Source organism: Roseitalea sp., from assembly GCF_984466335.1.
The window spans coordinates 1-14,140 of sequence record NZ_CFIFWG010000075.1 but is presented as its reverse complement, the minus strand read 5'-3'; the positions used below and the strand labels follow the sequence as shown (position 1 = coordinate 14,140).

Here is a 14,140-nt window from a genome sequence, read left to right as displayed (position 1 = left end):
GTGGGTGAAATGGTCGGTGTGGTCGTCGGTTTCGTGGTCGGTTTCATGGCGCGGAGCCTCCTCGCTCAGATGCATGGAGACCCAGTTCCGCCGTATCGAATGGAGAGTGGCCGCGCGGATTCCGCGTATCGCCGAGACCACGGCCCAAAACTAGGGGCCTGACCGCGCAGCCGGTGCACCATCCCTACGCCAGTATGAACTGGATCAGGTTCATCGGGTCACTGCGCTGCGCCAGCCGGCGCCATCAGTTTCTCAGCCCCTTGTCGGGACTCCCCAGGTGAATGCCCAAACACTGCGCACCGCAAACCGGTTTGTCAATCGGTTCGGGGACACCTGAGATTCGAACCTGCGGCACAGAACGACCCGATCGGTCGACAACGCGTTTCAGCACGCCACGACGCCCCATCTGCTTACGCGAAATGGCCACGTAAGCACCGCGTAAGCACTGTTTCCCAATTGGCGGAAATTTCTAATGCTTTGATTTTATGGAGAAAATTGGCGCACCCGAGAGGATTCGAACCTCTGGCCTCCGCCTTCGGAGGGCGGCGCTCTATCCAGCTGAGCTACGGGTGCCTTCGCTTCAGGCACGGCCGACATATCAAAGCGGGGCGCGGGCGTCCAACGCAAATTACCTTGCGGCCAAGAGGCATGGCCCGCCCCTGCATCGACGTTAAAGCCGCCGGACGACGACGGCGACAAGGTCGCGCAGGCCACGATCCTTACGGGCCGGCGACGAGCGGGCGGGACACCCGCAGACGAGCGTACGGTTGCGGGCCGGGCCGTCTCCGTGCGAGCGCGCTGCGGTCTCGGCGCGACGGCCTCAAGCCGCCTTCCTCGCCTCGGCGTCCGGATGCATGGAACGGCCGTCCGCCCCGAACAGATGCAGCGACGCCGGCTCGGCGGTCAGCCGCACCGGCGTGCCGCGCTCGACCTCGTGATAGCCGGGCAACTTGGCCAGAACCGGTTCCCCATGGCCCTCCACGTCCACATAGAGCAGCGTCACCTCGCCCAGCGCCTCGACGATGTCGACCACGCCGTTGATGATCGGCGCTTCGCCCGCCGCGGCGATGCGCAGATCCTCGGGGCGCACCCCCAGCTTGACGGAGGCGCCGTCCAGCGAGGCGGCGCCGGCGATGGGCACGGACGCCTTGCCCCCGCTCTCGACGTCGACGGCGATGCCCTCGTCGCCCGCCGAGGCGATCGTCGCATCCATGACGTTCATCGCCGGAGAGCCGATGAAGCGGGCGACGAACAGGTTGGCCGGGCGATGGTACAGTTCCATCGGCGGGCCGACCTGCTCGACATGGCCGGCGCGCAGAACCACGATCCGGTCGGCGAGCGTCATCGCCTCGACCTGGTCGTGGGTGACGTAGATCATCGTCGTGTCGGGCATGGATTCGTTGAGCCTGGCGATCTCGATGCGCGTTGCCACGCGCAGCGCCGCATCGAGGTTGGACAAGGGCTCGTCGAACAAAAAGACCTTCGGGTCGCGGCAGATCGCCCGGCCGATGGCGACGCGCTGGCGCTGGCCGCCCGACAGCGCCTTGGGCAGGCGGTTCAGATAGGGGCCCAGTTGCAGGATATCGGCCGTATTGCGCACGCGCTCTTCGATCTCGGCCCTGGATTTTCCGGCCAGCCGCATGCCGAAGGCCATATTGTCGTAGACCGTCATGTGCGGATAGAGCGCGTAGGTCTGGAACACCATGGCGATGCCGCGCTCGGACGGCGGGATGTTGTTGACCACCTGGCCGTCGATCTCCATCGTGCCGGCGGTTATCCTCTCCAGGCCGGCGATCGTGCGCAGCAATGTCGACTTGCCGCAGCCGGACGGGCCGACAAAGACGACGAACTCGCCGCGCCTGATGTCGAGATCGATCCCGTGCAGCACCTCGACGTCGCCATAGGCCTTGACGATCCTGGTCAGTTTCAAATCAGCCATGGTCTCCTCCCGGCCGCCAGTGTGAAGCGCTCTGCCCTATTTGTCCATCACGCGGCCGTCGTCGCGAACCAGGCGCCGAAGCCAGGAACCGTCAGACGGCGCCCCTCGCGCGTTGCCTGGTGGAGGGGGGCATCCTCCAATGCGCGCCACGCCCCCTGCGGCAGTTCGACCGACCGGCCCCGTTCGCCCATATTGATGATGACGAGCACCTCTTGGCCCCGATGGCTTCGTGTGAACATCAAGATGTCCTCGGGCGCGTCGATGAAGCGGATCGCGCCCTTGGCAAAGGCTTGATGGCGCCGCCGGAAGGCCAGCATATCGCGATAGTGATCGAGGATCGAGCCGTCGCGGCCGGCCTGAAGGTCCGCCGCGCTCGTCAGATGCTCGTAGGGCACGGGCAGCCAGGGCCTGCCTTCCGAAAAGCCGGCATTGGGCTCGTCATGGCTCCACACCATCGGCGTGCGGCAGCCGTCGCGCCCCTTGAAGGTGGGCCAGAACCGGATGCCGTAGGGGTCCTGAAGATCGTCGAAATCGAGCACCGCCTCGGTGAGCCCCAGCTCCTCGCCCTGATAGAGGCACACCGAACCGCGCAGGGCCATGATCAGCGTGGCGGCCATCTTCAGAAAGCCGTTCCGGTCGATCACATGGTCGGCCCAGCGGCTGGCGTGGCGCTCCACGTCATGGTTGGAAAAAGCCCAGCAAGACCAGCCCTCCGGCGCCACCCTTTCGAACCGGTCGACGACCGCGCGCACGCGGCCGGCGGTCAGCGGCGTGGCCGCCAGGAAGTCGAACGAATAGCACATATGCACCTTGTCATCACCAGAGGTGTAGTCGGCGATGATCTCCAGTCCGCGCTGCGCGTCCCCCACCTCGCCGACCGCGGCGGCGGCCGGATATTCGTCCAGAAGCGCCCGGAAGCGCTTGAGGAAGTCGATGTTCTCGGGCTGGTTCTTGTCGTGAAGATGGTCCTGATGGTTGTAGGGGTTGACCTCCGGCGCGATCAGCGCGTTGCGCGCGTCGGCCGCCAGCGGCGGGTTGTCCTCAAGGCCGGCCGAATGGACGTAGAAGTTGATCGTATCGAGCCGGAAGCCATCGACGCCCCGGTCCAGCCAGAAGCGGACCTCGGCCAGCAGTGCGTCCTGAACGGCCCGATTGTGGAAGTTGAGGTCGGGCTGACTGGCGAGGAAATTGTGCAGATAGTACTGACGCCGCGAGGTGTCCCACGCCCACGCCGATCCGCCGAACACGGACAGCCAGTTGTTGGGCGGCGTGCCGTCGGACCGGGCGTCGGCCCACACGTACCAGTCCGCCCTGGGGTTGTCGCGGGAGGCGCGGCTTTCGGCGAACCACTCATGCTGGTCGGAGGTGTGGGAGAGCACCTGATCGATCATCACCTTCAGCCCCAGCCGGTGGGCCTCGGCGATCATCGCATCGAAATCGGCCAGCGTTCCGAACATCGGGTCCACGGCCCGGTAGTCGGACACATCGTAGCCGAAATCGGCCATCGGCGACTTGAAGAAGGGGGACACCCAGATCGCATCGACCCCGAGCGCGGCGATATAGGGCAGCCGGCGCGTGATGCCGCGCAGATCGCCGATGCCGTCATTGTCGGTGTCTTGGAACGAGCGCGGATAGATCTGGTAGATCACCGCGCCGCGCCACCAGTCGCGGTCGGTCTCGTGGCTGGTGACCAGGCCGGGCGCCTGATCGGCCATGTCGTAAATCACGTTCACGAGTGCTCTTTCCTATTTCACCGACCCGGCCAGAAGGCCGCGGACGAGGTAGCGCTGCATGGCGAAGAAAACGGCGAGCGGCACCGCGATCGAAACGAACGCCGCCGTCGCCAGGATCTCCCAGTTGCCTCCGCGCGTGCCGAGCAGCTCGACGATCTGCCGGGTCATCACAGTGGTCTCGCCGGTCGCATCGATCAGGAAGACGAGCGCCACGAGCAGATCGTTCCAGGTCCAAAGGAACTGGAAGATGGCGAACGAGGCAAGCGCGGGGAACGACAGCGGCAGGACGATGCGCACGAAGATCTGGAAGTCGGTCGCGCCGTCGACGCGGGCGTTCTCGATGATGTCGCGCGGCAGGCCGGCCATATAGTTGCGTAAGAGATAGATGGCCAGCGGCAGGCCGAAGCCGGTATGGGCCAGCCAGACGCCCAGATAGCCCTTGCCGATGCCGACCGCATTGTGAAGCTGCAAGAGCGGGATCAGCGCCAGTTGCAGCGGCACGACGAGCAGGCCGACGACGGCGGCGATCAGAAGCGCCCGGCCGGGAAACTCCATCCAGGCCAGCGCATAGGCGGCAAAGGCGGCGATCAGGATCGGGATGATCGTGGCCGGGATGACGACGGTCAGCGTGTTGAAGAACGCCCTGGCCATATTGTCCTGACCGGTGCCGGAGAACAGCACCGTCCGGTAGTTCTCCACCGTGAAGTCGGGCGGCAGCAGCGCGGTGACGAACACGCGCTGACCGCGCCTTCCGGGTTCCTCGACGCTGGTGTAGCGGTAGGTGCCGTCGGCGTCCAGGGTCAGCGTCTCGCCGTCGCCGAACTGAGCCGTCTCGCCGATCGCAAAGGCTCCGATGGCGCGCGAGGAGACGCCATAGGCGCTCATCTCGATGGCGCCGGGCGCATCTTCACCGTCTTTCAGCAGATTGCCCTCGACGACGAAGACGCCGCCCTCAAGGGCCGCCGCGTCACGTCCGCCGGTGCGCAATTGCAGCACCTGCTCGGAGGTCGACAGCGAGGCCCACCAGCCCGAGGCGGAAATCTGGTCGGCCGTGCGGAACGAGGAGACCAGAAGGCCGAGCGTCGGAAACAGCCACATAAGGACCAGCGCGGCGACCGAGATATGGACCGCCCAGGTCAGGGTGGATTTGGTGCCGACGACCCCGTCCATCAACGCATCTCCTTGCGGGCATTGTAGACGTTCCAGAAGAGGATCGGCGTCACCAGCAGCATGATGACCATGGCGCTCGCCGAGCCGACGCCCCAATCATTGGCGCGGAACAGCTTGTCGTACATGTAGTTGGCCAGGACCTGCGTCTCCCACTGGCCGTTGGTCATGGCGAACACGATGTCGAAGACCTTCAGGACGAGGATCGTGATCGTCGTCCAGACGACGACGATGGTGCCCATGATCTGCGGTACCTTGACCCGGAAAAAGATCTGGAAGGGATTGGCGCCGTCGATGATCGCCGCCTCGACCGTCTCTTCGGGGATGCCGCGCAGGGCGGCCGACAGGATCACCATGGCGAAACCCGTCTGGACCCAGATCAGGACGACCATCAGGAAGAAATTGTTCCACAAGGGCAGGGTCAGCCATTGCTGCGGCTCGCCATAGCTGGGCTCGGCCGTCCACACGCCGACGATCGACGACAGCGACAGCCAGACGAGCCAGGCGCCCAAGAGGCCGGCCGCGACGCGAAGCGATTGCAGCCAGGGCGGCTGGCGCACGCGGCTTTCGGCGATGCCGCGCACCACGATATAGGCCACATAGCCGACGATGCCGGCGAAGGCGGCCAGAAGCAGCGTCGGCAGCACCTTGAGGATCAGGATCGACAGGGGTCCGCCATCGAAATTCATCCAGATCGCGTTCAGGACGCCGATTTGCGGCACCTCCGCCGGCCGCGCGTCGTAGATCAGCTTGAAGATCACCGAGGCGCCGACGAAGGAAATCGCCATCGGCATGAAGATCAGCGACTTGGCGATGTTGCCCCAGGCGATGCGGTCGGTGAGCTGGGCGATCAGCAGGCCGAAGGCGGTCGAGGCGGCCGGCACGACGATCAGCCAGAGCATGTTGTTGCGGATCGCTTCCCAGAATTTGGGCTCGGCCATCATCTGCCTGTAGTTGGCCAGGCCGACAAAGGCGCCGCCCTGCATGCGGTCGGTCAGGGACAGGCGCAGCGTCTCGAACACCGGATAGGCAAGATAGAGCCCAAGCGCGAAAATGGCGGGAAACAGGAACAGCCAGGGCCGGATCTGGTTGGCGCGGTTGATGTTGACGCCGGCATTGGGGCCGCGCGCCGGAAAGATCACCTTGTCCAGGATCTGGTTGGATAGGTAAAAGTAGCCGACACAGCCGCCCACGCCCACCACAATGGTAATCAGGCCCTGCAAGGCTGGGTTCATGGATGCCTCCCGGCGCTGGAAGAACAGGGACGCGTCTTGTGCGCCTGTTCCGGTGGGGCAGAGGGCGGCGAGCCGCCATCTGCGTGATCGAAGTCGAAGGCCCGCTTACTTCAGCGCATCCCAACTGGCTTGGATCTCGTCGGCCACGGCCTTGGCGTCCTTGCCGCCGGTATAGTCGATCATGCCGGTCCAGAACGAGCCCGCGCCGACGGCGCCCGGCATCAGGTCCGAGCCGTCGAAGCGGAAGGTCGTGGCGTTGACCAGGATCTCGCCCTGCCCGCGCAGCGCATCGTTCATGTAGGTCGCGCTGTTGACGCCCTTGTGCGGGGTCAGGAAGCCGGTCTGCGCCATCATGACCTCATGGGCGATGGGCAGCTTGAAGAACTCCATCAGATGGTCGGTCGCCTCCGATGCATCGGTGATCGACATCAGCGTGCCGCCGCCAAGGACGGGGCTGCCCAGGTCCTTCTCGGCGAAGGCCGGGAAGTAGAAGAAGTCGACCTCCTCGCCGAACTCGATGCCCTCGGGGAAGAAGGCGGGCACGAACGAGGCCTGGCGGTGCATGTAGCATTGGGGTGGCGACGCAAACAGGCCCTTTGGCGAATCGCGGAAGTCGGTCGAGGCGACCTGGCCGGCGCCGCCCGACACGAAGTCGTCATTGCGGGCGAACCAGCCGAACTGCTCGATCGCAGCGACGATGCGCGCATCGTTGAACGGAACCTCGTTGGTGGTCCAGCCGTCATAGACGTCGGCCGGCTGCATGCGCAGCATGATGTCCTCGACCCAGTCGGTGGCCGGCCAGCCGGTGGCCGCGCCCGAGCCCAAGCCGATGCACCAGGGGGTCTCGCCCTCCGATGCGATCCGTTCGGTCAGCGCCTTGAGCTCTTCCATGGTCTCGGGAGCGTCGTAGCCGGCGTCCTCGAAGTTCTCGGGCACGTACCAGACCAGGCTCTTGACGTTCACATTGTAGAAGAAGCCGAAAAGCTGCTCGTCGCCGTTCTGGTCGGCATAGGTGCCGAGATCCACCCAGGATTCGCCGGCGCCGTAGTTCTCCGCGACCCATTCGCCCATGCCGTCGGGCAGCGGCGAGAGCAGGCCGCGCGAGGCCATGTCGGCGGCCAGGCCCGGCTGCGGGAAGACCGCCACGTTCGGCGCGGAACCGGCCTCGGCGTCGATCACGATCTGCTGCTCGAAGGAATCCGAGCCCGTATAGATGAGCTCGGCGCCGGTGGCAGCCGCGAAATAGGCGATCGCCGAACGGAACACATCATCCTCCGGTTGCAGCCATGGCCCGGCGATGGTGACCGTCTGGCCGCTCAGATCGGGGACCTGTTCCGCCCATTGCATATAGCTGTCCCAGGTGAAATCGCCCTCGCCGACGGGAAACAGGAGATCCTGCGCATGGGCGCCGCCGGCGAGCATGACGGCAAGGCCGGCCACGCCGGCCAGAAGAGTTCTTTTCATCGATGATCCTCCCAGATCGGTTTTCACGCTCGGTGAATGCGTGCCAGACGCAAAACGCGGTCAAAGCGCTTTGGCTTGCGCGACTTTGAGCGCGGACCGGCCATGAGTCAAGCGCTTTGTCGGCCGCGGGCGACCTTGCAAGAACCGGCGGGCGCCTGTTTGTCCGCGCCGGTCGGCCCGCGGCCCCGATCGCGTCCGGGTACGCAAAACTCCGCCGCGCGGCTTGCAACGGGCGCCATTGTGCGGCTTCATATGTCGCTCAAAGCCCTTTGAGCCGATTTGCGGGAGGAAGAATTGGCCAATCTCAGAGAGCTTTCCGAGAAGTTGGGGCTTTCGCAGACGACGATCAGCCGGGCCCTGAACGGCTATCCCGAGGTCAGCGAAACGACGCGCCAGCGGGTGATCGAGGCTGCGCGCCGGTACAATTACGAGCCCAATTCGAGCGCCAGGCGTCTTGCGACGGGCAAGGCCCGCACGATCGGCCATGTCGTGCCGATCACCAAGCATGACATGCTCAACCCGCATTTCACCGACTTCATCGCCGGCGCCGGCGCCGTATACAGCCGGCGCGGCTACGATATGCTGATCTCGGTGGTCGATGTCGACAAGGAAGCGGACACCTACCGCGCGCTCAGGCGCAACCGGCGCGTGGACGGGGTGATCGTGCATGGCCCGGTCGCCGACGACCCGCGCCCGGCCATGCTGCGCGAACTGGGCCTGCCCTTCGTCGTTCACGGGCGCACGCTTGAGGATGAAAGCAGCTATTGCTGGGTCGACGTCAACAACCGGCGCGCGTTCGCGGCGGCGACGCGCCATCTGATCGGGCTCGGCCACAGGCGGATCGCCCTGGTCAATGGCTGGGAGCACATGACGTTCGCGATCCGGCGCCGCGAGGGCTATGAGGACGCGCTGGGGGCGGCGGGCCTGCCCGTCGACCCCGCCCTGATGGCGACCAACGAGATGATCGAATCGTCGGGCCATGCGGCGATGGCCTCGTTCCTTGCCCGCGCCGCGCCGCCGACGGCCGTTCTGGCCGCGAGCGTCCTGTCGGGCCTGGGCGTTCTGCGCGCGGCGCGCGAGGCCGGCCTCAAGCCCGGCCGCGACGTGTCGGTGATCTGGTATGATGACTGCCTGTCCTTCCTCGATCCGGAATCGGGGGGCGCCGCGATGACCGTGATCCGCTCGGCCATTCGCGAGGCGGGCGAGCATTGCGCCGCCATGCTGATCGACCAGATCGAGGGCAGGTCGGTGCGGAACCATCTGCTGCTGGAGGCCGACTTCCTGGCGGGAACCAGCACCGGGCCCGCGCCGCGCTGAAATCGGCGGGTCATTGTTGACACGCGCCGCGCTTCCGGCTTTATCCAGACGATATGCTCGCCATGTCGGATCATGGCGCCCGTGATGGGGCGTAGCCAAGCGGTAAGGCAGCGGTTTTTGGTACCGCCATGCGCAGGTTCGAATCCTGCCGCCCCAGCCACCCATACTGCTGTTTTGAACGTTTGCCGCACTCTCCGATGGCGGTCGAAATCTTCTCGATTTTTCGGTGGCGTAGTCGATGCTGTCACCACCTACCACGCGCGTAGACTCTCTTTATAGACTATCCTGCTTTATAAACTGTCCTGACTTATGAGGTGCTGAATTTGTTTGATTCCAGTTTTTGATGGTGCAGTCTTTTCCAATCGATCTGAATTGGCCCCTGTTTCGACCGGACAGTCGGTCATAGCCATGGAGGCTTAGGGATATACATGAGCATGTACTTACGTCTGAGATCGAGCTCGTCACTGATGTTGGCCGTCGGCGGTATTGGCCTGGCGCAGAGAAGTTCCGCCTTGTCGAGGAAACGCTGACCGGCGAGGAGAGCGTCTGGGCGGTGGCCCACCGCAATGGCGTTGCGCCAAACCTGCTGTATCGGTGGCGGCGCCTGATGCTTGAAGGAGGGACGGTTGCCGTGAGCAGCGGCGATGGCGTAACCGCGAACCGCACCGTTCGCCAACTCGAAGACCGGGTGCGGGAGTTGGAGCGCCAGTTCGGGCGAAAGACGCTGGAGGTTGAACTCCTGAAGGAGGCTCTGGAAAAGTCGCGGACAAAAAACCGACATTGCAGGTGCTGTCGCCGAAACCGGGAGATACGCAGTGAGCGTCGTGGCCAAGGTGATCGGCGTCTCCCGCTCGAACCTGCACGAACGCGCAAAGCCGCGTCGGGGCTGCCATAAAGCCCAAGGCGCGGCGGTCCTGCCGCGTATCCAACGGCTTGTGGCGAAGCGCCTGACCTACGGATACCGCCGGATCACCGCGCTGTTGAACCGGGAACTGAAGGCCGAGGGGTTGAGCGGGGTCAACCACAAGCGGGTCTACAGGATCATGAAGAGCAACGGCTTGCTACTGGAGCGCTGCGGCTTTGTCCGGCCCGAGCGCGTTCATGACGGCAAGGTGGTCGCGATCCGCTCGAACCTGCGCTGGTGCTCGGACGGGTTCGAGTTCGCCTGCTGGAGCGGCGAGATCATTCGCGCCGCCTTCACCCTCGATACCCATGATCGCGAGATCATCGCCTGGCGCGCGGTCGCCGGCGCCGGCATCAGCGGCTCGGACGTGCGCGACATGATGCTGGAAGCGGTAGAGAAGCCCTTCGGGGCATGCCGGGCGCTGGAGCCGGTCCAACTTCTCAGTGACAACGGCTCACCCTGCACGGCGCGCAAGACGCGCATCTTTGCTGCCCAGCTCGGCCTGAAATCCTGCTTCACGCCTGCCGCCAGCCCCGAGAGCAACGGCGTGTCCGAGGCATTCGTGAAGGCCATCAAGCGCGACTATGTCCACGTCAGCGCCTTGCCAAACCTACAGGAGGGGCTGAAACAGATCGTGGTCTGGTTCGAGGACTACAACGAGAACCACACGCATTCCGCGCGCGGGACGCGCTCGCCGCGCGGGTGCGTCCGGGCATCAAAGAAACCCGCCTGACTGTCCGGTCAAACGGGGGCAAGTCCACATAGATACTGTTCCTGCCGCGCTACTCGCCCGATATCAATCCCAGCGGAAAGGCATTCTCCAAACTCAAGACGCTGCTGCGCAAGGCAAAGGCACGGACCTGTGGCGACCCGTGGAAAGCCGCCGGACATCTCTGTGACCTGCTGAAACCACAGGAGTTCTGGAATGCCTTCAAGGCGACAAAGATGGGAAAAGACACTTTCAGTGCCAGTTGTGTGCCAAATATAATCGGCCTGACCCTGACGCGTCTGCATCAGGGCAAAGCCTTTGTTCATGCTCAGGCGCCGGCCGGTTGAACGGCCTCGCCGCTTTCCTCCCACTCCCGCTTTTCCTTTTCGGTCGCTTTCGGCGAGAAGAGGCCGGTCATCGCATAGAAGATACCGATCAAGGGCGAGAGCCAGCAGGCAAAGGCCAGTGGAATATAGAGCAGGTTCTCGAAATTCCCGTCCGCAATGCCAAGGCCAAGGGCCGTGATGACAAAGGCGCCACCTGCGTTCCACGGGATCAGCGGAGAGACCAGCGTGCCACCTTCCTCAACCGCCCTGGAAAGGTTCAACGGAGAATATCCCATCCCGCGATAGACCGGCGCATACATGCGGCCCGGAAGCGCGATCGACAGATACGGGTCACCCGCCACAGTGTTGGTTGCCACAGATGTCAGGATTGCGGAGGTCTGAATGCCGGCAAAGGTCTTCACCTTGGAGATAACAATGCTGATGATCGCCTGGAGACAGCCGACACGCTCCAGCGCACCGCCGAACCCGAGGGCCAGCAGCACCAGGGAGATGGTCCACATCATCGACTGGATTCCGCCGCGGTTGAGCAGCGGATCAATCTCGGAAACCCCGGTGTCGATGGAGTAGCCGCTGTTGGCGAAAGTGAAGGTTTCGTGCAGACCGGCACCCTGGAACGCCATGGCCATGATACCCCCCACAACGGCACCGGCGAAAAGTGTCGGAATCGGGGGCTGTTTCATGACCGCCAGAACAATCACCAGAACCGCGGGCAACAGCATCAGCGGCGAGATCCAGAACGCGCTTTCGAGCGTCGAGGTGATCACGTCGATCCGCTCGAACGAGACTTGCGAGGTGTCGATCAGGGTAAAGCCCACCACAAGATAGATGGCCAGCGCGATCAGCATCGACGGCACCGTGGTCGGCAGCATGTTGCGAATGTGATCGAACAGATTGGTTCCGGTCACGGCAGGCGCAAGGTTGGTCGTGTCCGACAGCGGCGAAATCTTATCGCCGAAAAACGCGCCCGAGACGACGGCGCCGGCAGTCCAGTACATCGGGATGCCAAAGCCGGCCCCGATGCCCATCAGGGCAAGGCCAACGGTACCGGTCGTGCCCCAGGAGGTCCCCAGCGAGACCGAGACGATGGCGCACAAAAGCATGCCAGCCGCCAGAAACAGCTCAGGCGACAGGATTTTCAGACCGTAATAGATCAGCGTCGGCACCGTGCCGCTGGCGATCCAGACACCGATGATCATTCCAACGGTAATGAGGATGGAAACGGACGGCAGAGAGATGTTGATGACGTGAAACACGCCTTCTTCGATGTTGGGCCATTTATGCCCCAGCTTCAGACCGACCAGGCCGGTAATGGCAATGCCGAAGGCCAGCGGGACATGCGGCGTGAAGTCGCCGAAGTAAAAGAGCTGGATGCCCAGCACGATCAGCGTCAGAACGATTGGCAGAAGCGCAAGCCCCAAGCCGGGTTTTCGTATCGTCGTTGCGTTCTCAGACACGTGATTTTCCTCCCTTAAAATAAATATGCATGAAGATGAGCGCCAAGAGCCGGGCGCGCCGGGCGATCCAAAGGCCGCCGTCCCTCGACCGAACTTCCCCAGCCACCTTGATACCGGCATCTACCTGCGTCTCTTTGCATAGGGCAGATAGAATGGAAGCGCGGTTTCCTGGTACAAACACGCGATGCAGCCTCAGCACTCCGGCAGATTGACAGCCAGGCCACCCAAGGATGTCTCCTTGTAGCGGTTGTTCATATCCAGCCCGGTTTGACGCATCGTCTCGATACAATTGTCCAGCGGCATGAAATGCGTGCCGTCGCCACGCAGCGCGAGAGAGCACGCCGAAACCGCCTTGATCGCACCCATCGCATTGCGCTCGATGCAAGGCACCTGAACAAGCCCTGCAACCGGGTCGCAGGTCATACCGAGGTGGTGCTCCAACGCGATCTCCGCCGCATTTTCGATCTGCCCGTTGGAGCCGCCCAATGCCGCGCATAGCCCTGCCGCGGCCATTGCCGAGGCTGACCCGACCTCTCCCTGGCATCCCACCTCGGCCCCGCTGATCGAAGCGTTGAGCTTGATCAGGGCGCCGATTGCGGACGCCGTCAGAAGGAAGTCGCGTTCGCCTTTGCGCGTGACGCCGACGCAATGATCTCGATAGTAACGCAGCACGGCGGGGACCACGCCGGCGGCACCATTGGTGGGCGAGGTCACGACCCGTCCTCCGGCTGCGTTCTCCTCATTGACCGCAAGCGCATAGACCGACATCCACTCATTGGCGGTGTGCGGCTGCTTGAGATTGTTGTCGCGCTCAGCCAGGAGCTGTTCATAAAGATCGGCAGCCCGGCGTTTCACGCTCAACCCGCCCGGCAAAACACCGCGTTGGGACAAGCCGCGATCGATACAGGCGTCCATCGCGCCGATCACGTCGCCTATCTGCCGATCCACGGCGGCCCGGTCCAGATGCGCCACTTCATTGGCGTATTTCATCTCGGCGATCGACTTGTTGTGGGCTTTCCCCATCGAGAGCATTTCGACCGTGGTGACAAAGGGATAGGGATAGTTCCATTCCCTTGGGATTGCCGCCGCGGTGCCGGCCTCTTGGGCGCGTTGCGCCTCCAGTTCGGCGGCCGTCAGAACGAACCCGCCGCCGATGGAGTAATAGACCTCCGAGAACACCTCGCTGCCATCGTCGTCCAGCGCCCAAAGGCGCATGCCGTTGGCATGGCCCGGCAAATTCTCGTCGTAGTCGAATATGACATCCGTGTCCGGCTCGAACCGAACACTGCCCAGCCGATCGTTGACCAGGGTGCCTTCCTCGGCGATCCGCGTCAGTTCTCCTTCGGCCAGATCCGGGTTCAGCGTCGCCGGAACAAATCCGGCCAGTCCCAAAATGACGGCGCGATCGGTGGCGTGCCCTTTGCCGGTGAACGCAAGAGAACCGTGCAGGGACGCGCGCAACCGGCGCACCCTTTGCCGGTCATCGCGCCGTGACAGCGCCGCCAGGAACGCCGCTGCCGCTGTCATGGGGCCCATCGTATGCGAGCTTGAGGGGCCGATCCCGATCTTGAAGATATCGAAGATGCTGAGAAACATCCCGTGTTCCTTATCTGCGCGACAAATCGGGTACGGCCCGATCGCGATCAGGCGTAGATCGGGAACCGCCGGCAGAGAGCGTTGACCTCTTCCAGAACGCTCGCCTCGATACGCGCATCGCCTTCGCCGCCGGTGGCCGACAGCCCGTCGATGACGCGCAGGATCAGCGCGCCGACCTGGCGGAATTCGGCCTCCCCAAAGCCGCGCGTTGTGCCCGCCGACGACCCAAGGCGAATCCCCGATGTCACGAAAGGCTTTTCCGGATCGAAGGGGAT

General features: G+C 63.9%; 10 protein-coding genes, 2 tRNA genes, 1 pseudogene and 1 riboswitch. Of the genes and pseudogenes, 3 read left to right on the top strand and 10 right to left on the bottom strand.

Going from position 1 to position 14,140, the window contains the following annotated elements:
* Positions 1–163: 163 nt before the first annotated feature.
* Positions 164–286: riboswitch (TPP riboswitch) on the bottom strand.
* Positions 287–496: 210 nt separating this feature from the next.
* The 6 genes from AC5E6L_RS08610 to AC5E6L_RS08585 all read right to left on the bottom strand — a co-directional run bounded on the left by AC5E6L_RS08610 (position 497) and on the right by AC5E6L_RS08585 (position 7,538).
* Positions 497–573, bottom strand: a tRNA-Arg gene (locus AC5E6L_RS08610).
* A 247-nt stretch (positions 574–820) separates the two neighbouring features.
* Complete coding sequence (locus tag AC5E6L_RS08605) at positions 821–1,939, bottom strand: ABC transporter ATP-binding protein (protein WP_491772637.1); 1,119 nt, start codon at positions 1,937–1,939, stop codon at positions 821–823.
* Between the two features lie 47 nt (positions 1,940–1,986).
* Positions 1,987–3,654 carry a beta-galactosidase BglA gene (bglA, locus tag AC5E6L_RS08600; RefSeq protein WP_491230448.1) on the bottom strand — a complete coding sequence of 556 codons (1,668 nt, stop codon included), beginning with the start codon at positions 3,652–3,654 and terminating at the stop codon, positions 1,987–1,989.
* Between the two features lie 30 nt (positions 3,655–3,684).
* The gene (locus AC5E6L_RS08595) at positions 3,685–4,842 is read right to left on the bottom strand and encodes a carbohydrate ABC transporter permease (protein WP_491230445.1); all 1,158 of its coding nucleotides are present in this window, start codon (positions 4,840–4,842) and stop codon (positions 3,685–3,687) included.
* Entirely contained in the window at positions 4,842–6,074 is a 1,233-nt protein-coding gene (locus AC5E6L_RS08590; protein WP_491772635.1) for a carbohydrate ABC transporter permease, read from the bottom strand. The genes AC5E6L_RS08595 and AC5E6L_RS08590 overlap by 1 nt, the downstream gene beginning before the upstream one ends.
* 105 nt (positions 6,075–6,179) lie before the next feature.
* Positions 6,180–7,538 carry an ABC transporter substrate-binding protein gene (locus AC5E6L_RS08585; RefSeq protein ID WP_491772633.1) on the bottom strand — a complete coding sequence of 453 codons (1,359 nt, stop codon included), beginning with the start codon at positions 7,536–7,538 and terminating at the stop codon, positions 6,180–6,182.
* A gap of 294 nt (positions 7,539–7,832) precedes the next feature.
* On the opposite strand from AC5E6L_RS08585, the gene AC5E6L_RS08580 reads away from it, so the two are divergent.
* The 3 genes from AC5E6L_RS08580 to AC5E6L_RS08570 all read left to right on the top strand — a co-directional run bounded on the left by AC5E6L_RS08580 (position 7,833) and on the right by AC5E6L_RS08570 (position 10,492).
* Entirely contained in the window at positions 7,833–8,855 is a 1,023-nt protein-coding gene (locus AC5E6L_RS08580) for a LacI family DNA-binding transcriptional regulator (protein WP_491772631.1), read from the top strand.
* A gap of 85 nt (positions 8,856–8,940) precedes the next feature.
* Positions 8,941–9,015: transfer RNA gene (locus tag AC5E6L_RS08575), tRNA-Gln, on the top strand.
* Positions 9,016–9,279: 264 nt separating this feature from the next.
* Positions 9,280–10,492, top strand: a protein-coding gene (locus AC5E6L_RS08570) for an IS3 family transposase (RefSeq protein ID WP_491772639.1) whose coding sequence is annotated in 2 segments (ribosomal slippage) — positions 9,280–9,623 and positions 9,622–10,492 — 1,215 coding nt in all. Because the reading frame shifts where the segments join, the coding sequence is not laid out codon by codon here.
* Between the two features lie 8 nt (positions 10,493–10,500).
* On the opposite strand, the gene AC5E6L_RS08565 is transcribed toward AC5E6L_RS08570, so the two are convergent.
* The 4 genes and pseudogenes from AC5E6L_RS08565 to glyA form a co-directional block, all read right to left on the bottom strand.
* Positions 10,501–10,794 carry a hypothetical protein gene (locus AC5E6L_RS08565; protein ID WP_491772629.1) on the bottom strand — a complete coding sequence of 98 codons (294 nt, stop codon included), beginning with the start codon at positions 10,792–10,794 and terminating at the stop codon, positions 10,501–10,503.
* 2 nt (positions 10,795–10,796) lie between these two features.
* Positions 10,797–12,269: a Na+/H+ antiporter NhaC gene (gene nhaC, locus AC5E6L_RS08560; RefSeq protein ID WP_491772627.1), complete on the bottom strand. Its 1,473-nt coding sequence runs from the start codon at positions 12,267–12,269 to the stop codon at positions 10,797–10,799.
* Positions 12,270–12,461: 192 nt separating this feature from the next.
* On the bottom strand, positions 12,462–13,865 hold the full coding sequence (locus AC5E6L_RS08555) for an L-serine ammonia-lyase (protein ID WP_491772625.1): 1,404 nt from the start codon (positions 13,863–13,865) through the stop codon (positions 12,462–12,464).
* 47 nt (positions 13,866–13,912) lie between these two features.
* Positions 13,913–14,140, bottom strand: a pseudogene (gene glyA, locus AC5E6L_RS08550) (serine hydroxymethyltransferase); the annotation flags it as partial.